Source organism: Bremerella sp. P1 (assembly GCF_028748185.1).
GTDB lineage: Bacteria > Planctomycetota > Planctomycetia > Pirellulales > Pirellulaceae > Bremerella.
Window position 1 is genome coordinate 2,797,685 of the sequence record NZ_CP118164.1, and the last position, 19,174, is coordinate 2,816,858.

The window sequence follows — 19,174 nt, forward strand, 5'->3', positions numbered from 1 at the left end:
CTCCCTAGTCCGGCTGGCTCTCCCCTGACGGGCGAGCGAAGCGGATGGGGAACACTCCGTTCTATGTCAATCCGAACGAGGGAACAACCAGTCTGCTACAGCGCTTCGGTCAGAATCTGTAGCAAGTCGTCCCGCGTCGGCGTGCGGGGATTGATATTCATCAGCCGCGTGATGCCAAACGACTTGTCGGCAAAGCCAGGCAGCATGTCTTCGGTCACCCCAAACGCACTCAGCTTCTCGGGAATACCAATCAGGCCTTTGAGCTGTTCCACTTGCCGAATGGCGAGCAGGGCCCCTTCCATGTCGCTGGCGTAATCGCAGATCGGATCCAATAGCTGCGCGATGCGGGCCAGCTTCGCCTCGCGCTGCGGCAGGTTGTACTTCATCACGTAAGGAAGCAGCAAACCGTTGCCGCCGCCGTGGCTACAGTGCACGCGGCCACCGATGGGGTACTCCAGGGCGTGAACCACCGCCACGCCGCAGTTGGAAAAGGCCAAGCCGGCCAGTGAAGCGGCCAGTGCCATCTTCTCACGGGCCTCGCGGTTGTTCGGCTCGTGAACTGCCGCCACCAGGTACCGACCGACCAGTGCGATCGCCTCTTCGGCAAACAACTCACCGATGGGTGTACTACCGCTATACGGAATCGCCTCGCCTGGTTCGGCGGCGATCTCGGAGGACTCCTTCGAGAGGTATGCTTCGACGGCATGGGTCAGCGCGTCGATGCCGCTGTCGGCCGTAATTTGTTTGGGGCAACTGAAGGTCAGCTCGGGATCGACAATCGCTAGAGCCGGCCGCATGAACTGGCTGAGGATGCTAACCTTCATGTTCGTTTCGCGATCGGTCAGCACGGCCGACTGCGAAACTTCGCTGCCGGTGCCTGCGGTCGTCGGCATGGCGATCACGGGAATGATCTGGGAGGGAACGTTATCCCAGCCAAAGTAATCTTGGGGCTCGCCGCCGTGGGTCGCCAACACGGCGGTGACCTTGGCCAAGTCGATATTGCTTCCGCCACCCAAGCCAAGGATCGCGTCCGGTTCAAAGGTGCCAGCCATCAGGGCCGCGTTCTTGGCAATCTCCAAATCGGGCTCGGCGACACTGCCGTCGAACACTTCGACCTGAATGCCATGCTCGGCCAGGTCTTCGACCAACGGCTGCACCATACCCAGGCCCGAAAGCGTGGCATCGGTAACGATCTGAACTTTCCGATACCGACGCCGCGCCGCTTGCTTACCGAGTTCGTGTCGGGAACCGCAGCCAAAGGTAAACTGCCCAGCGGAGAAGAAGCTCCAGGATTGTGCCATGTTATCCAGTCCTGTCCCCTCGCCCCTGACGGGAGAGGGCTAGGGTGAGGGGGCGATTAGGTGTCTCGCCTAACTATGGAAGAAGCGTGAACCACGAGATGAGAATATGCTGTGACATCGAAAAGGGTGAGAAACGCCGTTGGCAGCCCATCACCCGAACCCTCTCCCGTCAGGGGAGAGGGAACAAGACGCGAGTGTCTAACCTTGCTTGGCCAGGATGCGTTCCAGGTACTTGGCGACCAGCGTGGCATCGTCGGAAGCGACCAGGTGATCGATCTGCGCTTTGGGGACTTCCAGCTTTTCCAGGTGACCGATGATCCGCTTCCAGATGGTGGCGCGCTTCTTACCTTCGGCGAGGTACAGTTCGGTGATGTTTTCCTGGAGCTTCTGCGTCGCAATCGCGTCTTTGTTGTCGTAGTAACGCTTGATGATATTTTGCTGATGTTTGGTGTAGGACTTAGCCATCCGGGGCATCCTTTTCGCATTCAAGAAAGCAAATAAGACCGCAAACAGGTGCGGCCGAAAATTCATCGTGACAGAGTCAACGAAACCTGTAAAGCGATCGGCTTTCCAGCGGGCAGAATTCCAGCAAATTTGCCCATAGTATCAGTGCTGGCATCCATAGATCCGGTCCCCTCGCCCTTGCAAAGGGAGAGGGCTAGGGTGAGGGTTGGGGAATGGGTACCAGCTTCACCCCCTCACCCTAACCCTCTCCCCCGAAGACGGTGGAGAGGGGACAGGAAAGAGTTACTCCCCACAGCAGGGGCAGCGCTCAGGCACGATCACCAGCAGTGTCGCGCTGTACTTGGTGGCATCGTAGCCATCGCCGTTGGCGTCCGGCTGCTCGACATGAGCCACCACCAGGTACTGATCGCCACTCTTGGGCGTGAAGCTGGCTTCGCCTTGTTCGTTCGTCTTCCGTTCATACGTTTCGTCGAAACCTTCCTGCAACGTTTCGCGGCGCGGAATGAACGAGACGACCGTGTCCTTCAGCGGCTTGCCATGAAACATCAGCTTCACGGCGATTGGCTTGCCGGGACCGAGTGGCGCCACGGGGTTTTCTGTCGGCACCAATTCCAAGGCATGGCCCAGTGGCTTGTCGAAACCGGTCAGGTCGCTGGGGATCTGCGAAAGACTGTCGTTGACGATGAAGAACGTTTTGCCGCTCTTCACGCTGCGTACCGGGTGGCCGTGGTTCACAATCATGTCGCGAGTGTGCGAGACCTTATACAGGCCAGCCTTGTCGGCGACATACTTGGCGTTCCAGAAACCTTCCTTGGGGGCATAGCCCAAGTCGACCGCCACGCTGGTCAGATCAAACTTCGATCCGTCCGGGGCAATCACGTCCCAGGTACCATCGGCTGGATTGGCCTTGCTGGCCATCTTGAAGTCGCGATGGTTGTTGCCGTGGTTGCCGAGTTTTAAGTCGACATAGATGGCGTCGCCTGTGCGGACGATCCCGGTGTTGGTTTCGACCCACGTATCGTGGGCCATGGCCGAGGTTGCCATGACGGCAACCAGGAGAGTCATCGTAAGAATACGTTTCATCGTGTTCACCTTTGTGGTGGAATGGTCTTGAGAATTAATAGTCACCGATCACTTCACCGCCGCTACCACTGTAGATGGCGCGGTTGATGGTCAGGTCGATCGTCTCCGGCAGGAACTGTACCGAGCCGTCACCCATCAGCACTTCCGCGCCGCCAGGATGAAAACTGCGGGCCGCGAAGTAGCCGGTGAAATGGGTAACCACGTCCGGCGTGTGGCTGTTGGGCGAAAGATACCCGTTGGTGGCCGAGTTGATCGCCCCACTGAACGCCCACGTCGTACCGCGGCCCCGCAAGGCAGGGCTCTCGCCGCCACGCCAACTGGTGAATTGATTCCAGAACGAAGGGACATCCGGATTGGCAATCATCCCGCTACCGTTGGTGTAACCGCTCCAAGGGCTACCACTGCCGCTCATGCCGCGGGTCGATCCCATGCTCGTGCCCACGCCGCTCGATCCGTTGAGCGTTTTTTGGTACGGAGCCTTCGGCAACTCGCCAGCGGCCAGGGTCGTATCAGGGCCGACGCTACGAACCGTTTCGTTCATCAGCGCCGTGTTGCTCAGGCCATCGGTGAGTCCAGAGAACTTGCACCCGCTTGGCTCGAAGAACGGACCGTCGGTTCGCCAGCGGAAGTCATAGTTCGTCCCCGTGCCGCTGCCGATGCTCACCATGTAGTTCAGCCCGCCGTAGGTCATTGGGCCGGCACTGGTCGTCAGCGTAGTGATCTCCGGTGCTGGGTCGCTGGGGCAAAGATAAACCGGAATGGGTGTAGCAAACGCACTCGCGAAAAGCGGATTGGGGATCTTCTCGCTCCAACTGCCGGTGAAAGCAACTTCGGAGAAGTCCAACAGGTCGTACAGGTTGCCTTGTTCGATGTACGGCAACAAACGCGCTTGAACCGAGAAGTCGGCGTCGCGCTGACCAAACCGAGGCAACACCTGGTGCGTCGATTCGTAGTTGTGCAGGGCTAACCCCAACTGCTTGAGGTGGTTGGTACAAGTCATCCGCCGAGCCGCCTCGCGGGCCTGTTGCACGGCAGGGAGTAACAGAGCGATCAAGATTCCGATGATGGCAATCACCACCAGAAGCTCGACCAGCGTAAAAGCTTGTCGTCTTTTCATGATTATGTGTTTCAGTAGGTAACGTGTTTTTATGAATTAAGTAACGATGGATTGGCGCATCTTGTCCCCTCTCACCCTCAGGGGAGAGGGGACAAGTCAAAGCGCGCAGCGGTAGCGCACACTTGCCAATCAAACTGGGAAAAACACGTTAGGCCCGCGGCGGTGGCGGGTCGGGGGCGGCGCGGTAAGAGGTTGGCCGCAGCAAAGAATCGTGAGGCATGGCTTCGATGTTCAAAGCCACCAGTTGTCCGGCACCCAGATCAAACTCCAGAACCGGCGAGTAGATCAACGTCACGCTTGCCAGGGCATGACACTGCATGGCATTGGTTAACGAGAAGGGACGCGACGCGGGGGCTTCTTTCGGCTCGCTGCTGTTGGTCGAGCATGAACCGCTGGAGCACGAAGCGACCTCTTTCTTCGATTTGCCTACACCACGTAGCGTGCAAAGCGCGGCGTAAACATCCGGCTTCAACTCGTGCTTGCCGCAGAATTCCGACGACGTATCGATCGTCTTCTTCAGCTCGGCCAGGAACGTTTCCGGGGGCTGCACCTTGTTTTTCTGAGCCCAGGCCAGCTTCTCGGTGCGGCTGAAGCAGCAGCAATGGTTCCAGCAGTTGCCGGCGTTGCGGCAGGAACACGCATGGTCCTGACACATGAACGCCACGCTGGTGTCCTTGAAATTCGGTACCGAGATGGTGATGCCGGCTCCCCATAAGACCATAGTCCCCAGCAGGATAAACGTAAGCGTACGTTTTCCGAGGGACTGGTCGGTAAGCTGATGCCAGCGGTGCATCGCGGCTGAAAGACTTTCCAGGGGAAGGTGATGGAGGTGGGTTCCCGGTTTTCGGGAAACAACCGATTGTAATGCCCAGTGAACAACGCGACAAGTTTCACAAACTCACTAGCGTCGTGGCCCTTGAAAGGAGTACCATAAGAGTAGATGGGTTAGGCAAATAAGTGCCAAAACCCCGCCGATTTGGATTTCGTTCAAAAAGCGAAAGAATTCAATAACGTGAAGCAGATTATCGCCATCGTGAAGCCTTATTTGGCCGAGAAAGTGCTCGACACGCTCAGCCGTGCCCCGCTGGAAGCACTGAATGTTCGCGAGGTGAAAGGTTTTGGCCGACAAAAGAACTATCTCGACGAGTACAGCGAGAGCGAATATTCCAAAACGTTTCTGCCCAAGATCGAAATCAGTATGTGGTTAGATGATTCGCGGGTTGAAGAAACTGTTCGCAAGATCGTCGCGGTCGCACGTAGTGGCCGTATGGGGGACGGAAAGATCTTCGTCCTCCCGATGACCTTCGCTGCGGACATGATCGACTTCGCCGAATACGAAGCCCGGCAGAAAGAAACCTAGCCCCGGTCCTCGGTCAGACCGGAGTATAAGGAGTCCCAGCCATGCGACACCTACTCATCGGTTTGATTGCGTTGATCATCTTTCTCATGTTGGTCCTGTACGCTTCGGCTAAGATCTGGGGCACTGAGCCTCAGGCCCGCACGGCACCCGAAGCCTCGTACACCGTGCAGGCCCGACTCCCGCCGCGAAGCGCCCTGGTCTTCGATACCCTCTACAGCGGTCGCACGCGCGTGAATCCGGTGCAGAAGCAACTGATTGGTGAGGGTTACGGCGTCACCGGCAAGCTGCCGATCCTGCCCGAGAAACGCGATGCGCGAATCAAAGATGCCGCCGGTAACGTTCTGCCGGCGGCCAATCCGCTGCGCAACTTGAATAGTCCCCTGCTGGGAACCGAACGCACCACGCGTGATCCATTAATGCGAAATCGACTCTCGGCGAGTGAGCGAACGCAGCAGCAACTGTTCCGTGGGCCATCGCGCCCGGGGATGATCGCCCCACGAGCCCAGCAAGCGCGGTCGACGCCTTCGGCGCGAGACTTGGGACAACCTTAGCGCCAGCTTACGAGCGCCATCGCTTGGTCCAATTCTCCCACCAGGAAGGCTCTGGGTCATTCTCGGCTGGCATCCAGGGCATGCGAACTCGTCGCGCCCGCTCTGTATCACCAGGCATATCCAGTGCCGTGACCAGACAGGCCTCTTGATCGACCGCGTGCGACATCCCCCGCCGCAATCGCCGGACTTCTATCGTCAGCCAATCGTCGTCCGGCTGATTCCCACCATACGACTTCCAGGCCGCTGCTAATTCATCCCGAAGTCGAAGCACGTCGTCCGACCAGTGGATCATCGGCGGTCGGAGTGGATGCCAAAGATCTTCGTGAAGAAGCTCCCCTCCATCGACGATTTCGCCCAGCACGCGTCCCAGTGGTTGAACTTCGATCCAATAGGCCAACAGGTGCGATACGCCTTCGAACTGGGTCGGCTGAAGAATGAACGTTGAGTCAGCGCGAATCTGCTCGACTTGCTGCGTGGGTACCACAGCGCATAGCGTGAGGTAAGCCATGGCATTCTCTTCGTGAGAGTTCAGCAAACAGGTGCACAATAAGTGTTACTGACTGAGATGCGATGTTCTGCGGATGCGTTACATTCGCTACTGTTCGAAATTCCAAGTTGTTGGCAACTCGCTACCACAAAGTTCGCACACGTACCAATCATCTTTCACGATCGATCGCTCACCACAGCCTGGGCAGCGGCGGAAGATTATTGTTTGCGTAAACGTGCCCGGGTAGACGATGCCTATTTTGTCGAGTGCCGACTCAACCGTAGGCCAAGACTCTGGTTCTGGGCAGAACCCAGTCGATTGGTTGGTAACGGCGATAACTTCTCCGTCGGCGTCGAATGTCATCTCACCGGCGCTGAGTACCGGGCCACCGCTGGCGCAAGCAACGTGTTCGGATTGACGTGGCGCTAGTCGTAGAAAGCCAGTTTGATCAATGACAAACGTCGCAGTGATCGATCCATCAGGTTGTGCATCGTGGGCGTGCGAGTCGAGCCAAATGTGCAGGTCATCTAGCGAGTGAATGATCGAGCCGGGTGGTGCGTTGTGACTCGATTCCCTGATGTGTTCGGGGCCAACGTATTGATAAAGCCGGCGCATGGGCAATCCTTCGGCCGCCCCTTCAGGGCTTAAGACATTTTTGTTGGATGCCTACCAGGGGCTTCCACCCCTGGCTATGAACGACCGCCCCTTCGGGGCTCAGGAGATTGTCGTTGGATGGTGGACGACGAGAACGCCTCGGGCGTATCCGCGACTATCCGTGTAATCCGCGGTTCTCCCTCTCTTACCCAGCGGCAGCCTTATCGAAGATCTGATCGTATCGGCGGCGTGTTTCGCGGGTCATCTGGCGGCACTCTTTCAGCAGCGTGGCTGGGTCTTCGTAATCGAGCAGGTAGGCCAGCTTGGCGACTTCGATGCGATCCTCTGGCAGGTCATGCCGGGCAGTCGTATTCATCAGTCGCAGGCGAGCTTCGACCATGCGGAGGAACTCGTATGCCTTGTGGAAGTGGTCGTGGTCTTCCTGGCTGAGGTAGCCCTTTTCATACAGCAGATTCAGACCGTCGAGCGTGTTGGGAACCATCACCTCGGGACTCTCGGCCAGGTGCTTCATTTGCAGCATCTGCACGACGAACTCGATATCGACCGTTCCGCCAGGGCCACGCTTGATGTTGTTGCGCGAGGCCGTTTCTTCCATGCGGGCTCGCATCTTGCGAATCTCTTCGGCGTCGGATGCCTTCCAAGGATGACAGGCGATCGCATCGCGAATGGTCTTCTCGGCAGCTTCGCAGCCTGCTGGAGGACCGAAGATCGGGCGGGCCTTGGTCAGGGCCTGACGTTCCCACAACTCGCCACTTCCGTTCGCGTGGTAGTGGTAAAGATCATGCAGCGTGACGGCCATGGGGCCGCTCTTGCCGGTGGGGCGAAGACGCGGGTCAAGTTCATAAAGTCGACCATACGGTCCCAGCTCGTTGACGCTCTTGATGATGCGCTGACCGAGCTGACCGAAGAAGTGCTGGTTGGTCGTGCTGCTTGCCCCGCGGTGCCTAGCATCGACGACGGTGTGCCCGTCCCCTTCGTAAACGAAGATGATGTCGAGATCGCTGTGGTAGTTCGGCTCGGCGCCGCCGATCTTGCCGAGACCCAGAATGATCAAATCGCACGGCCTGCCATCGGGCAGACGCGGTTCGCCAAAGCGGGCCACCAGCTGACGATACTCGCGAAACACAATCTGATGCAGGCACACTTCGGCCACGTCCGAAAGCGTTCTCAGTCGCGTATGCAGATCCTTCTTCCGCAGAATGTCGAGCACGCCCACACGCAGGTGCATCAGGTTCTTGAAGCTGTGCAGGATCGGCATGATGTCTTCCGCCCCGCGGCAAAGCTCCAGCACCATTTCTTCCAGCACGCGGCGGCTGGGCAGGCGATCGAGCATCAGCGAGTCCATCAACTCGTCGATCATACCAGGGTTGCTGATCAGCACGTTCGACAGGTACGGGCTACCGGCACAGAGCCGCACGTACAAGTGGAGCGTCGCCGGATTGGCGCTGAACAGTTCCCACAGCACTTCCTTGCCCCCGAGCGAATCACTTACCTGGGAAAGGTTCACCAGGGTCGAATCAGGGTCCGGGGTCTTCGAGATCGCTTCGAGCAACTGCGGTGCAATCGCCGCGAGGAAGTGCCGACAGCGACGCGTGGAAAGAAAACGCACGCGTTCACGCGTCAGGGCCATCACGTTTTCGTATGCGATCTTCGGATTGTGGAAACCAAAGTCAGAAAGCGCTTCGTCAATCGCATCGGCGGTTGGCTCGGGGTCGAGGACCAGGTCGACCACCGGGGCGGTCACCTCATCGTCGGGGAAGGCGTCGTGCAGCAGGTGATCGAGAATCTTACGATTGATCTCGGTCTTCTCCTGGAAGTCGGACTGGAACTTATCGAGCGCCTTGCCGTCGGCGTCGTCGACGTAGCCCATCCGCATCGCCAGCTTGTTGCGCTCGAGCGCCTCGCTGGGGAGCGAATGCGTTTGCAAGTCGAACATGATTTGCAGGCGATGTTCGACCTTACGCAGGAAGCTGTAGTTGTCTTTCAGGATCGAACTTTCCTGCAGCGTCAGACAGCCCACCTCTTCCAACGTGCGAATGCCTTCAAGCGTGTTGGGCATGCGGATCTGCGGCAGATCACCGCCGTTGAGCAGCTGCAGGAACTGAATGACGAACTCGATATCGCGAATACCGCCATGCCCTGTCTTTACGTTGGCATCGACCGCGCCGGCGCCGGTGGCGCGTTTCTCGATGCGGCGTTTGAGCGCTTTGATGCCGGTGATGTCAGCTCGGCTTAGATAGTTGCGGTAGATCCATGGTTCCTGCTTTTCGAGGAACTCTTGTCCGAGCGAGCTATCGCCGGCACAGGCGCGTGCTTTGACGAAGGCCTGACGCTCCCACGTGCGACCGAGGATGTCGTAGTAGTGCAGCGCGCCATCCAGGCTATTGATCAGTGGGCCGCGACTTCCTTCGGGACGCAATCGCATGTCGATCCGGTAAGGCGTGCCGAGTTCGGTCGGTTCGGTTAACAGCTTCAGCAGGCGCTGTCCGACGCGCTCGAAGTACTCTTTGTTGGTGACCGATTTTTCACCGTCGGTGTTGCCATCGCCGTCGTAAAGAAACATCAAGTCGATGTCGCTCGAGTAGTTCAACTCGGATCCACCCAGCTTGCCCAGCGCGATCACGCTAAACCGTGGCGTGATGGGTTTGCCGTTGCGACCATTCTTGGGCGTAGGGTTGCCGAAGCGCTGCGACACCAACTTAACGGCGGCCTGGTAAGCGGCTTCGACCAGGGCATCGGCGAGAAAAGAAATCTGCCGCGTGACAGTCTCGATGTTCTGATTGCAGATCAAGTCGCCGTAGGCGATTCGCAGCGTCTCGCGTCGTTTGTAACGACGCAGTGCTTTCATGATCGCTTTCTCGTCGTTGAGCTGCCCGACCTCGGCCACGATCTCGTCGACCAGGTATTGCCGCGCTGCCGGTTGGCCGTCGGTGATACGGACCAGCTCGAAGCTTTCGGGATCGGAAATGATTTGATCACTGAGACTTTGACTGGAACTGAAGATCCGAACCAGGGTGGTCATCGAAGTCGAATCGCGTTCGAAGAGTGCCGCCAGGCTTAGGGGGCTGCGGGCACGACTGAACAATCGCTCTAAATTGTTCAGGGCCATGTCAGGGTCGCTGCTGCCAGGCAGGGCATGGGACAACTGCTGACAAAGGGACGATTGCAAGTCGATGGGCAAGTTGAGCCGAACGAAACTGTTCAGATTTTCTCGGCCGCGCGCCGTGTCAACAATCTTCAGTTGCGAAAGCCACTCGCTTGCGTCCTGAGAATTTTCAGCAAGCTTAGCGAAATCAGATACGGTCATAGTCGCTTCGAAGAGCCGCTAGTTAAAGTGCTTGCCCTGGGGATTGCGGTTGTCTGCCTGGGGCGCGGAAAGCAGCGCAAGTGCAATCAGGGTCGCGAAATCGGTGAATTCGGTAAACCTGTATTCTAAGCGGAAACCATGCGTTCCGATAGCAAGCAAGCAAAGAAGAAGGTGGCAAAAAAGTTGACATTTCACGCCCCGGCAGAATTCGTCAAACTGGGGCAAAGAGTTTTGAGTTTTCCGTGTTCCGTTTTCAGCCGGAAAGAGATTCTATCTCAAAACGGAACACGAAAAGCTTGGCCCCATTTCGCCTACGGCGAAGCAAAAGTCAAGTCCTTGCGAAAAATTTCGTCCGGTAAATAATCAATTTCAGACAGGCCGAAAAACAGTATTCCTCGGGAAATTGTGGCCTGTTTATAATCAAGGACGCCGACGCGAACTAAGCTTGCATAAGACGAGCGTTAAATGATCGCTGCGGTAAGTCATCGAGATCAGGAGGATCTCGCCGCCTTAAACCGAGAAGGAGTTTTCATTGCTTTCGATCCGTCCAAGAGTTGCTGAGCTGGCCTTTCAGCTTTACACGAGGCCACTTCACCCCGAACTGTTCGAAGCGTTTCAAACGCGAACGGTTGAACGGGGAGGGTACACTCTCAAGATGGATATCACCAATTGCGGCCATGTTCTCACGTGGCGGCACGAAGGCCTCACGCTGACCGAAGTGTGCACATCCGCACATCAAGAACTGCCGACCAAGCGGCGGATCATGGCCTATCAAATCAAAGGCCGACGCAGCGATCAGTTTGAATGCCACGGCATTCGCTATCAAACCACGTTTCAATTGGAAGCGGTGTCGACCAAGCTCTTCCGCCTATGCCAACGCGAACTGTGCAACGACGATCGCAAGGTTGGCCTGGTGCACGAATTCGATTCGAGCGGCCGCATGAACATGGGAGCCGTCAGCTACATGAACGCCGAGACGCGCAACCGCAGCGTCTTCATCCAAGCGTTTCATACCTTCCCCGACGATCAGGCGATCGTCAAAACGGAAACGTATTTCCGTCTGCCTGGGTAGGTCTCAATCCAGGTCGTGGCAAAACGGTAGCACGGCTTCGCACATTGCGGCGGGATTTTCCATCGGAACCATGTGTCCAGCTTCGGGAATCTCGACGAATTGAGCCCCCGGGATCTGGGCGGCGAACCCTTTCATTTCTTCCGGCGAGCTGATGACGTCATGCTCGCCGCTGATCACTAGCGTAGGAATTGTGATGTCGGCCAGCCAGCTCTCGACGTTGGGCCGCTGAGCCATGCCGCGCTGAGCAGCGGCCACGCCACGAGGATCTTGCCGCAGGATCATCTCGGTGAGTGCCTTGGCCACTTCCGGCTTGTCGTTGATGGTCGATTCGGCCAGCAGCTTCGGCAGCATGTTCACCGGCACGTCATCCATGCCGGCCGATAAGACCGCTTCGGCGGCCATCCGCCGCGCCCGCGCTTGCACTTCTTCGTCGGCGATGGCCCGCGTGTCGAGCAAGATCAAGCGGCTCAGGCGATCGCGATGGCGCTGCCACATTTGCCAACCGATGTACCCGCCCATGCTCAGGCCGGCGAAGTTGACCTGCTCGGTTATTTCCATCGCGTCGAGAATCGCAGCGATGTCGTCGGCGAACAGCTCCATCGGCACGATCTCGCGGTAGCCATGGCTTTGGCCGAAGCCGCGCAGGTCGATCGCAATTACCTGGTGCTGCTCGGCCAGCGGCTCGAACACGGGGTCCCACATGTGATGGTCGAGGGGAAACCCATGCACCAGCACCAACGGACTCCCCTCCCCTGCCGTGCGAACGTGGAACGCGGTGTCGCCGATTTGCAGTGTCTGGTCCATGGGGGTTGCTCCGTCGGTTGATGTCACGATGGGTTAGCTATCATCTATTGTCGCAAAGAACGACGGAACTGGGAAAGGCGTTTGTCTAAACCAGTTTCCCAATCCACTGCACCATCAGCACGACAACGATGGGTGCCCAAATCCAGAGCGACACCGAATTCAAGTTCCATTCCGGCAGGCCGCGACGCACACGCCATAGCTGGGCGATGCGATACGGTATTTGAAAGAGGACCAGGCCAAAGATCAGAATGCCCGCCGGGTTGAAGGCCAGCGAGGCGCTCAGCTGGCCATGCGCCAGCGAGATGAAGCTGCGCGTCAGGCCACAGCCTGGGCAATCGATGCCGGCCATTCTTTGCATGCTGCAGGTCGGAGGCAGCGCGACATTCAACCAGGGGACAACCACATCGGTTGGCCCGTCGGTGTAGAGGAAGAACGAAAGGACCGTCACCAGCGTAGCGATGCTCAGCATGATGATGTGGAAGGTCCACTTCGGCTTCGGGACATCGCTATCGGGCGGTATTGCGACCGCAGAACTCACAGCTTGCCCTCTTTCTTGTACTCCGGAAAGTGCGTGTCAGGGCTGGCAGGAAGTTCGATGGTCTCGTACTCGATGTTATTCTCTTCGCACTTCTTGGCGAACTCCTGAAACTTCTCGCGAATCATGCCGGAGTGTGGAATCTGCATGGCGGCCATCCGTTGATACTTGACCGCGGAAGCCCAGTCCTTTTTCGCGGCGTGGCAATGCGCCAGCGTGTCCAAGTAAGCACCGTTACCAGGCTGCATTTCCAACGACAGCTCGCTTGCTTCCACCGCGTGATCGAAGTCGCCGTACGTATTGCAGACGAGCCAGGCGTACTGATTGCAGTAGTTCGCCATCTGCGAGCCTTGAGCGCCCATGAAGTCGTCGCCGCGGCTGTTCTGCTTGAAGATCTCGTACTGCTTCTGGAACTTCTCGACAAACGGCTTGTAGAAGTCGATCGTGTGGTCGATGTGCTCCTTGGCCTTGGCTTTCCACATGTCGTCCTGCTGGCCGACGCGATACGCAGCGATCAGCACGTCCGCTTCGTCTTCGTAATACTTGACCGCGCGGTCCAGGTCTTTCTTAGCCGCGGCCAGATCGCCGCGCTTCTCGGCGGCGGTCGCACGGAACAAGTAGCTCCGCGCCAGAAACCGCGAGATGGCTTCTTCGCGATCGGAGTTGAGCGGATTGTTCGGGCCGAACTTCTTCTCGACCGCTTCCACCCAGGGCCACATCACTTCGGCCGCTTTGTCGGGGTCGCCCAGGTCGTTTTCCAGTTCGCCCAGCTGCATGCGAGCCAGCATCGATTCGCGTTCCAGGACATCGTCGAAGCTATCGATGACGTAACGATACTCGTTGCGGCTCCAGCGGAAGGTGCCCCGGTCGGAAAGAGCCTGGGCGGTCAGGTAATGGCTGTCGTACGAATCAGGCTCCAGACTCAGCGCTGCCTTGGCGTACTGTTCGGCCTTCTCGATGTTGTCTTGGACCAGTTCCGATTCGGCCAGCAGATACAACAGCGATGGGTTCTCGCCGAAGGGGCCGCCGATCGGCATGCCTTCGACCGCCGGCGACTTCTTGGCGTGGTACTCGGCCAGTTGACCGACCACCGAAGGACCTTTGCGATCCAGGAACCATGTCGTCAGGTCGAGTAGTTCACTTTCGGAAAACTTGGCGCTGATGCGAATGACGTCTTCCATCGTCGCCAAGGCTTCTTCCTGTTGGCCTTGCTGGCGAAGCTGATCGACTTCCCACCGCACCAGGTCGAGCACGACCTGCTGACTGGTCAGGCCGGGCCGCGTGGTGAACAGATCGATCTCTTCGGTGATCTGATCTTCCCACTGGGCGATGGCTTCGTCCGGTTGGTTCAAGCTGGTGCGGAAGATCTTCATCCAGCTGGGACCAACGCGAGGACTGTCGCCAATGCGAGCATTGATGATCTCAATGATCTGCGGCTTCTCTTCTGCGGTGGCTCCCTGGAATTGAATGGCTGCCGCCAGGGCAGCTTCCTTCGAGAGGACTTCCGAAACGTCGTAACGGGCAATGCGGCAAAGGGCGCTTAGCGCGTCCATGGTGTGAAGTCGCGACAGCTCGCCAATGCGGCTGCGACGATTGTCGACGTTCAGGTTGCCGTAGCGATTGAGATAGGCGTTGACCTCGTCCGAGAATTCGGGCCGGGTCCATTCGATTTCGACACTGCGAATGAGGTACTGAGCACGGCGGGCAATTTCCAAATCGGGATCTCGCATCGCGCCAAACAGTTGATCGAAGGCCGCAATTCCCATGCGCGCCAGATCGGTTTGAGCCCGCTCTCGGACGGTGAAGTTGCGATCTCCGAGTTGGGTAATCAGGGCCTGAACTTTTTCAGGGGCGGTGGCTGCCGACGACTGCGCATTGGCAGAACTGACGGACCACGGTCCGAGCGTCACAAAACAGACCACGACCATCACCAGGCCGAGCCGTACATTCCAAGGCATAGATCGTTCCTCGCCATGAGATTAGGGACTCCTTAAGGATACCCCTCATAGTGGCTCAGAAACAAGGCAAGAGTATGAAGCCGGATGCCAGCAGCGGCACCTGAGATGCGCCTTACGACCAAGAAAATCAGCCTCACGAAGGTTCCTTCCCTCATCGGCGAACAGGCCGCAAGGGATTACCAAGCATGCGGGGGGTTAGCTGCTGCTGTTTTCCATCTGCTCGATGTACTGCCGCAGCCTTTCGTTCTCGTTTTCAACGTTTTTTAGTCGCAGCATGTTCTCGACGCGCTTGGTCAGTTCGATGCGATTGACCGGTTTTGAGAGGAAATCGTCGGTTCCCGCGGCGACGGCGCGTTCGATGTCGCCCAGCTCATTAAGCGCCGTAACCATAAGTATCATAATACCTTTGGTCGACGGGTCCGCCTTCAGCTGCTTGCAAACCTCGAAGCCGCTGAGCTTCGGCATCATGACGTCCAACAGGATCAAGTCAGGCTGGAAGCTGGCGACTTTGTCGAGCGTATCTTGTCCGTTGACGGCGATTTCGGTGTCGCAGTCAACGCCGGCCAAATAGGCCTCCAAGAGTTCAACATTGGCTTGATTGTCGTCGGCAATCAGAATCTTGTAGCTGTCCGCCATAGTGCTCCTCAACTTATCCCGAAAGGGCGAATCGATTCCGTGATTATAGAAGCCAAGTCGATTCGCGGAAACGGCTGATATCAGCCCCTCGGGGCAACTTAGTTGAGGTTTCTCGCGGGGTAATTAGGCTGGAATGTATCTCCATGCTTCGCTTCTGAGGATACCCAGCCGTGAATTACCGCCTTTTGGTACGCATACCGACTGCCCTGATTGTTCTGACCAAGATGCTGTTTGTCGCCTGTCTGATGGTTCAGGCAGCGGGTCCGGCCGCCGAATCTCCGGAAATCGAAGCCGCTCGGCTGCGAATCAAGCTGTACCAGAGCCAAGAGTACCCACTGCAGCGTCGGGTCCTCAACTCGAAGATCAACGTCGCCAAAGCCCAGGTTCAGTCGTTTGAGCGTCAGCTCGCGGAGTATGAACAGTTCACGAAGTTTAAGTACTCCGCGCCCCTTTTTGGACAGTTAGAGTTCACTAAGGTTGGTCTCGTCGAAGCCGAAGAAAACCTCAAGACCCTGGTGGAAGAGAAGTCCCTGCTGGAACGCTTCCATCAAGATCGAGTGCGGCTGATGCAGTTGGAACTGCAACTGCTTCAGCGTAGCGGACGTTAGTCCGACTCTTCTTCACACGGTTCCAGCACTGCGACGCTGGCCGTGAAACCGTGCAGGAAGTTCTTGCCTGCTACCGGTCCGATTTCGCCCGCGGCGAAGAAGCCGGCGTTAGGGATCGTACCGAAGGCGCTCTTCAAACAAGTCGCATCGTGATGCGGTTCGCTGAAGAGCTTCGTTCCGCGACCATTGCAGGTAAACGTTAACACCGAGGTCGGCGACGATCCGCTGTTCTTCATCTCGGCGGTCAGTTGCTTGAGTTCGGCTGAAGCCGAGAACTCGTCGCGCACATGAAACTGCACGGTCTGACCCGGCTTCACATAGTCGCCGATCATCAGCGCGCCGGTCTCTTTCTCGATTCCCACTACGTTGCGAACGATGAAGTCCCCTTGGCTGCGGTCCGACTGGTATTCGTCGACCACGCGTCCGATGTGCAGCCCGCGACTGACCAGTTGTTGATCGGTTGTCGGCAGCGTTTTGTAGATGGCTTCCAACTGCTTAAGCGCCGGCAGGCCGCCGAGTTCGTGAATGACGTTGCGTTCGGCCTTGGTGATGATAAACGGATCGCCGATCGGTCGGCATCCCTGCGAAACGATCGTGCGTACGCGGACGTTTCCGTGCAGGTAGATCAGGATACCGCCGCTATCGTAGGTCTGATCGCCCATAATCAAGCGATTCTCGCCAGGCTGATAACTACCGCTGGCAATTCCGCCAATCACCGGGATGCCTGGCTGATCTTCATTGATCCGCTCGAGCAGCAGGTCGGCCGGAAAGCTGAACGGTTCGGCGACCGCAAGTGTACAGGCATCTTTGGGCCACTGGGTCGGTAGTTCGTCGGACCAACCGACAATCGAGCCACCATCCGGCGTGCGCTGGAACTCTAAGTGCATCGGCAGGACGGTCGTCTGCGGCAAGTGAGCCAGCCACAGGCTGATCGCAGGCGTATCTTCCGCTTCGCGCGATTCGCCGATGATCGATTCGCCTGTGCAGCCGATGACGTTGGATGTGCCGAGCAGGCGCGTCAGTTCTTTGGCCACGACTTCAGCGTGTTGCGTATGATGCGGCGAAAGAAAGACCATCGCCAGATCGACCGGCGCGGCCAACTCGTCGAGTGCCTGCTTCACAACTTCCGCGAGCGCTGCTTCGGTGGTGTCGTGAACTGAAAGTGCCGCGGCAAATTTGGGTTGCGGCTTCGTCATAGTATGTGCCTTGTCCGTTAGTGGACGGAACCTTCTCTGTTCTGTTCGCATCGATCGGTGACTAGTGTCGCGTGCGACCGATCACGCCATCTTCGGGGCTGCTGGCCGAAGCATACAACCGCCGCGGGATGCGACCTGATTGAAACGCCAGACGACCCGCCTCGGTCGCATGCCGCATGGCGTGAGCCATCCGCACAGGATCTTTCGCGTGGGCAATGGCCGTGTTCAACAACACGCCATCGACACCCAGTTCCATAGCAAACGCCACATCGCTGGCCGTTCCGACGCCAGCGTCGACGATTACCGGGTAGTCGGGGTCTTCCCCCTTGAGATACTCCAGGCAGATCCGAATGTTGTTGGGATTCAAGATCCCCTGCCCTGAGCCAATCGGACTTCCGGCCGGCATCACGGCGGTCGCGCCGACTTCTTTCAGACGCTTGGCGATGACCGGATCGTCGGTTGTGTAGCACAGAACCTGGAAGCCCAGTTCGACTAACTGCTCGCATGCCTGAACCGTTTCGACCGGATCAGGCAGCAGGGTCTTGGTATCGGCCAGCACTTCCAGCTTGACCCAATCGGCGCCGGGGTTCTCGAGCCCGAGTAGGATCTCTCGGCCCAGTTTGGCGGTCCGCACGGCATCTCGGGCGTTGTAGCAGCCGGCCGTGTTAGGCAGCAGGGTGTAGCGATGGAAGTCGATATAGTCCAAGAGATTACGACCGGTCGGGTCGTACAGCTTTTCGCGACGCACGGCGACCGTCACGCACTCGCTGCCAGAAGCTTCGAGCGACTGCTGCATCAGTTCCAGCGTGTCGTACTTGCCGGTTCCAACAATCAATCGGCTGCGGAGCGTGTGTGTACCGAGGACGAGAGGGGCATCGTCGGTCTTCGCTTCGACAAGACTCATTAGCCACCTCCTACCAGGGTCACGACTTCTAACTGGTCGCCAGCAGACAACTTAGTGCTCGCGTGCTCGCCCCGCGGAATGAGTTCGAGGTTGACTTCCACGGCGATGAATTTGGGATTCAGCGAAAGAGTTTCGACAACATCCGCCACCGAGGCACCTTCCGGGACGTCGCGTTCCTCTTCGTTAATGCGTATTTTCATGGAACTCTCAGACAGAAAATCAGGCGGCACGGCCAACGATCCGCCTGTTTGGGCCGTGGGCTGAGCCTTACCCAAGTTTACGACGGCAGGGTTTCTTTCGACAACCGGACGATTTGTCTGCGGCTGGGTTTTCCGGCGGAAATGCCGGTCTGGCCAAAAAGAAAGGGCCTGCTTCGGCGGCGAAGCAGGCCCGATCGTATGTGTTGGTCGTGATCCGTGGGGACTACGGTTCGCGAATCATGACGTTTCGTGCGGTACCCGAATCCAACAGGATCAGAGCACCCTGCTGCGGTGCCCCACGAGCGGCCAGCGTGCGCTGCCATGGCACCCCGTAAACGACGAAGCGGCCGGTGGTCGAATCGATGACGTACACCACGCAGTCACCTGGACGCGTGTTGCCCCCTTGGCCGGGGAAACTGGCCGCACCGGTCAGGATCATGTACGAAGGCTTCTTCGAGGCGTCGACACCCAGGTCTTGCAGCACGTTGGTGCGGAAAAGACCGGCGAATTTCGTGGTGCGGCCATTCAAGACCGAGCATTGCAGGTCGCCCGTCAGCGAGTCGAGCGTAAACAGGCCTTCCACCTCTTCATCGATGCGGCCGGTTGCGGCACACATGGTCTCGCTCCAGGTGCTCGCGGTTGCATTGACCGGGATCTCGAGCGCTGGTTGTTGCTGCTGAAGTCCGACCGTCATACCGACGATAGCAAACGCCGTCATGACGCTTCCCACCGCGAAACTAGCTAGCCAGAAACGAGTTGTCGAATCGAGCTTCATGAATTGAGTCCTCAAAGGTTTCCATCAAAGGGGGGAAGAAAAGACTGGTCTGAAGTCAGCCGAAAGAAGCGACCCGGGGGATCTAACCCCAAGCATCACCAGGCCGAAATCCGCCTAACGTTGGCGTCAATGCCCTAACCAACCGACATCGTACGAGGTTTCTCCCTAATGTGCCAGAGATAAGTTGGGTTCGCGTGACA

Annotated in this window: 20 protein-coding genes; 4 read left to right on the forward strand and 16 right to left on the reverse strand. The window is 57.9% G+C overall.

Going from position 1 to position 19,174, the window contains the following annotated elements:
- Window positions 1-95: 95 nt before the first annotated feature.
- From PSR63_RS11640 to PSR63_RS11660, 5 genes are all read right to left on the reverse strand, one after another.
- Window positions 96-1,301 (reverse strand): iron-containing alcohol dehydrogenase, encoded by a 1,206-nt coding sequence (locus PSR63_RS11640; protein WP_274333469.1) that lies wholly within the window; start codon window positions 1,299-1,301, stop codon window positions 96-98.
- 198 nt (window positions 1,302-1,499) lie between these two features.
- Window positions 1,500-1,766 carry a hypothetical protein gene (locus PSR63_RS11645; RefSeq protein WP_274333471.1) on the reverse strand — a complete coding sequence of 89 codons (267 nt, stop codon included), beginning with the start codon at window positions 1,764-1,766 and terminating at the stop codon, window positions 1,500-1,502.
- A gap of 282 nt (window positions 1,767-2,048) precedes the next feature.
- On the reverse strand, window positions 2,049-2,849 hold the full coding sequence (locus tag PSR63_RS11650) for a DUF4198 domain-containing protein (protein WP_274333472.1): 801 nt from the start codon (window positions 2,847-2,849) through the stop codon (window positions 2,049-2,051).
- 34 nt (window positions 2,850-2,883) lie between these two features.
- Complete coding sequence (locus tag PSR63_RS11655) at window positions 2,884-3,966, reverse strand: DUF1559 domain-containing protein (RefSeq protein WP_274333473.1); 1,083 nt, start codon at window positions 3,964-3,966, stop codon at window positions 2,884-2,886.
- A gap of 148 nt (window positions 3,967-4,114) precedes the next feature.
- A complete protein-coding gene (locus PSR63_RS11660; RefSeq protein ID WP_274333474.1) occupies window positions 4,115-4,759 on the reverse strand; it encodes a hypothetical protein in 645 nt (214 codons plus the stop codon).
- A gap of 219 nt (window positions 4,760-4,978) precedes the next feature.
- Between PSR63_RS11660 and PSR63_RS11665 the strand changes: the two genes are divergently transcribed.
- On the forward strand, window positions 4,979-5,326 hold the full coding sequence (locus tag PSR63_RS11665; protein WP_105354315.1) for a P-II family nitrogen regulator: 348 nt from the start codon (window positions 4,979-4,981) through the stop codon (window positions 5,324-5,326).
- Window positions 5,327-5,367: 41 nt separating this feature from the next.
- Window positions 5,368-5,877 (forward strand): hypothetical protein, encoded by a 510-nt coding sequence (locus PSR63_RS11670; RefSeq protein ID WP_274333477.1) that lies wholly within the window; start codon window positions 5,368-5,370, stop codon window positions 5,875-5,877.
- A gap of 7 nt (window positions 5,878-5,884) precedes the next feature.
- On the opposite strand, the gene PSR63_RS11675 is transcribed toward PSR63_RS11670, so the two are convergent.
- The 3 genes from PSR63_RS11675 to glnE all read right to left on the reverse strand — a co-directional run bounded on the left by PSR63_RS11675 (window position 5,885) and on the right by glnE (window position 10,286).
- Window positions 5,885-6,385 (reverse strand): hypothetical protein, encoded by a 501-nt coding sequence (locus PSR63_RS11675; protein WP_274333479.1) that lies wholly within the window; start codon window positions 6,383-6,385, stop codon window positions 5,885-5,887.
- An 87-nt stretch (window positions 6,386-6,472) separates the two neighbouring features.
- Window positions 6,473-6,979 carry a hypothetical protein gene (locus PSR63_RS11680; RefSeq protein WP_274333481.1) on the reverse strand — a complete coding sequence of 169 codons (507 nt, stop codon included), beginning with the start codon at window positions 6,977-6,979 and terminating at the stop codon, window positions 6,473-6,475.
- A 184-nt stretch (window positions 6,980-7,163) separates the two neighbouring features.
- Complete coding sequence (glnE, locus tag PSR63_RS11685) at window positions 7,164-10,286, reverse strand: bifunctional [glutamate--ammonia ligase]-adenylyl-L-tyrosine phosphorylase/[glutamate--ammonia-ligase] adenylyltransferase (RefSeq protein WP_274333483.1); 3,123 nt, start codon at window positions 10,284-10,286, stop codon at window positions 7,164-7,166.
- A gap of 532 nt (window positions 10,287-10,818) precedes the next feature.
- Between glnE and PSR63_RS11690 the strand changes: the two genes are divergently transcribed.
- A complete protein-coding gene (locus tag PSR63_RS11690; RefSeq protein WP_274333485.1) occupies window positions 10,819-11,358 on the forward strand; it encodes a DUF2617 family protein in 540 nt (179 codons plus the stop codon).
- 3 nt (window positions 11,359-11,361) lie between these two features.
- Here PSR63_RS11690 and PSR63_RS11695 read toward each other — a convergent pair whose 3' ends face one another.
- The 4 genes from PSR63_RS11695 to PSR63_RS11710 all read right to left on the reverse strand — a co-directional run bounded on the left by PSR63_RS11695 (window position 11,362) and on the right by PSR63_RS11710 (window position 15,291).
- Window positions 11,362-12,162, reverse strand: a complete 801-nt coding sequence (locus tag PSR63_RS11695) for an alpha/beta fold hydrolase (RefSeq protein ID WP_274333486.1) — start codon at window positions 12,160-12,162, stop codon at window positions 11,362-11,364.
- Window positions 12,163-12,247: 85 nt separating this feature from the next.
- Window positions 12,248-12,700 (reverse strand): DUF2752 domain-containing protein, encoded by a 453-nt coding sequence (locus PSR63_RS11700; RefSeq protein ID WP_274333487.1) that lies wholly within the window; start codon window positions 12,698-12,700, stop codon window positions 12,248-12,250.
- Window positions 12,697-14,655 carry a tetratricopeptide repeat protein gene (locus PSR63_RS11705; RefSeq protein WP_274333489.1) on the reverse strand — a complete coding sequence of 653 codons (1,959 nt, stop codon included), beginning with the start codon at window positions 14,653-14,655 and terminating at the stop codon, window positions 12,697-12,699. The genes PSR63_RS11700 and PSR63_RS11705 overlap by 4 nt, the downstream gene beginning before the upstream one ends.
- 195 nt (window positions 14,656-14,850) lie before the next feature.
- The gene (locus PSR63_RS11710) at window positions 14,851-15,291 is read right to left on the reverse strand and encodes a response regulator (protein ID WP_274333491.1); all 441 of its coding nucleotides are present in this window, start codon (window positions 15,289-15,291) and stop codon (window positions 14,851-14,853) included.
- Between the two features lie 170 nt (window positions 15,292-15,461).
- Between PSR63_RS11710 and PSR63_RS11715 the strand changes: the two genes are divergently transcribed.
- Window positions 15,462-15,899: a hypothetical protein gene (locus PSR63_RS11715; RefSeq protein WP_274333493.1), complete on the forward strand. Its 438-nt coding sequence runs from the start codon at window positions 15,462-15,464 to the stop codon at window positions 15,897-15,899.
- On the opposite strand, the gene PSR63_RS11720 is transcribed toward PSR63_RS11715, so the two are convergent.
- From PSR63_RS11720 to PSR63_RS11735, 4 genes are all read right to left on the reverse strand, one after another.
- The gene (locus tag PSR63_RS11720) at window positions 15,896-17,095 is read right to left on the reverse strand and encodes an FIST signal transduction protein (RefSeq protein WP_274333494.1); all 1,200 of its coding nucleotides are present in this window, start codon (window positions 17,093-17,095) and stop codon (window positions 15,896-15,898) included. The two genes, PSR63_RS11715 and PSR63_RS11720, sit on opposite strands and share 4 nt — an antisense overlap.
- A 61-nt stretch (window positions 17,096-17,156) precedes the next feature.
- Entirely contained in the window at window positions 17,157-17,999 is an 843-nt protein-coding gene (locus PSR63_RS11725; protein ID WP_274333511.1) for a thiazole synthase, read from the reverse strand.
- On the reverse strand, window positions 17,999-18,199 hold the full coding sequence (gene thiS / locus PSR63_RS11730; protein WP_274333513.1) for a sulfur carrier protein ThiS: 201 nt from the start codon (window positions 18,197-18,199) through the stop codon (window positions 17,999-18,001). Before thiS ends, PSR63_RS11725 begins: the two co-directional genes overlap by 1 nt.
- Window positions 18,200-18,422: 223 nt before the next feature.
- Entirely contained in the window at window positions 18,423-18,974 is a 552-nt protein-coding gene (locus PSR63_RS11735) for a hypothetical protein (RefSeq protein ID WP_274333515.1), read from the reverse strand.
- Window positions 18,975-19,174: the final 200 nt, after the last annotated feature.

Coding starts and splice junctions, on each gene's coding strand:
- PSR63_RS11710 (WP_274333491.1), bottom strand. CDS start 15,291: ATGGCGGACAGCTACAAGATTCTGATTGCCGACGACAATCAAGCCAAT.
- PSR63_RS11735 (WP_274333515.1), bottom strand. CDS start 18,974: ATGAAGCTCGATTCGACAACTCGTTTCTGGCTAGCTAGTTTCGCGGTG.
- PSR63_RS11680 (WP_274333481.1), bottom strand. CDS start 6,979: ATGCGCCGGCTTTATCAATACGTTGGCCCCGAACACATCAGGGAATCG.
- PSR63_RS11670 (WP_274333477.1), top strand. CDS start 5,368: ATGCGACACCTACTCATCGGTTTGATTGCGTTGATCATCTTTCTCATG.
- PSR63_RS11645 (WP_274333471.1), bottom strand. CDS start 1,766: ATGGCTAAGTCCTACACCAAACATCAGCAAAATATCATCAAGCGTTAC.
- PSR63_RS11650 (WP_274333472.1), bottom strand. CDS start 2,849: ATGAAACGTATTCTTACGATGACTCTCCTGGTTGCCGTCATGGCAACC.
- thiS (WP_274333513.1), bottom strand. CDS start 18,199: ATGAAAATACGCATTAACGAAGAGGAACGCGACGTCCCGGAAGGTGCC.
- PSR63_RS11675 (WP_274333479.1), bottom strand. CDS start 6,385: ATGGCTTACCTCACGCTATGCGCTGTGGTACCCACGCAGCAAGTCGAG.
- glnE (WP_274333483.1), bottom strand. CDS start 10,286: ATGACCGTATCTGATTTCGCTAAGCTTGCTGAAAATTCTCAGGACGCA.
- PSR63_RS11655 (WP_274333473.1), bottom strand. CDS start 3,966: ATGAAAAGACGACAAGCTTTTACGCTGGTCGAGCTTCTGGTGGTGATT.
- PSR63_RS11640 (WP_274333469.1), bottom strand. CDS start 1,301: ATGGCACAATCCTGGAGCTTCTTCTCCGCTGGGCAGTTTACCTTTGGC.
- PSR63_RS11725 (WP_274333511.1), bottom strand. CDS start 17,999: ATGAGTCTTGTCGAAGCGAAGACCGACGATGCCCCTCTCGTCCTCGGT.
- PSR63_RS11705 (WP_274333489.1), bottom strand. CDS start 14,655: ATGCCTTGGAATGTACGGCTCGGCCTGGTGATGGTCGTGGTCTGTTTT.
- PSR63_RS11720 (WP_274333494.1), bottom strand. CDS start 17,095: ATGACGAAGCCGCAACCCAAATTTGCCGCGGCACTTTCAGTTCACGAC.
- PSR63_RS11660 (WP_274333474.1), bottom strand. CDS start 4,759: ATGCACCGCTGGCATCAGCTTACCGACCAGTCCCTCGGAAAACGTACG.
- PSR63_RS11695 (WP_274333486.1), bottom strand. CDS start 12,162: ATGGACCAGACACTGCAAATCGGCGACACCGCGTTCCACGTTCGCACG.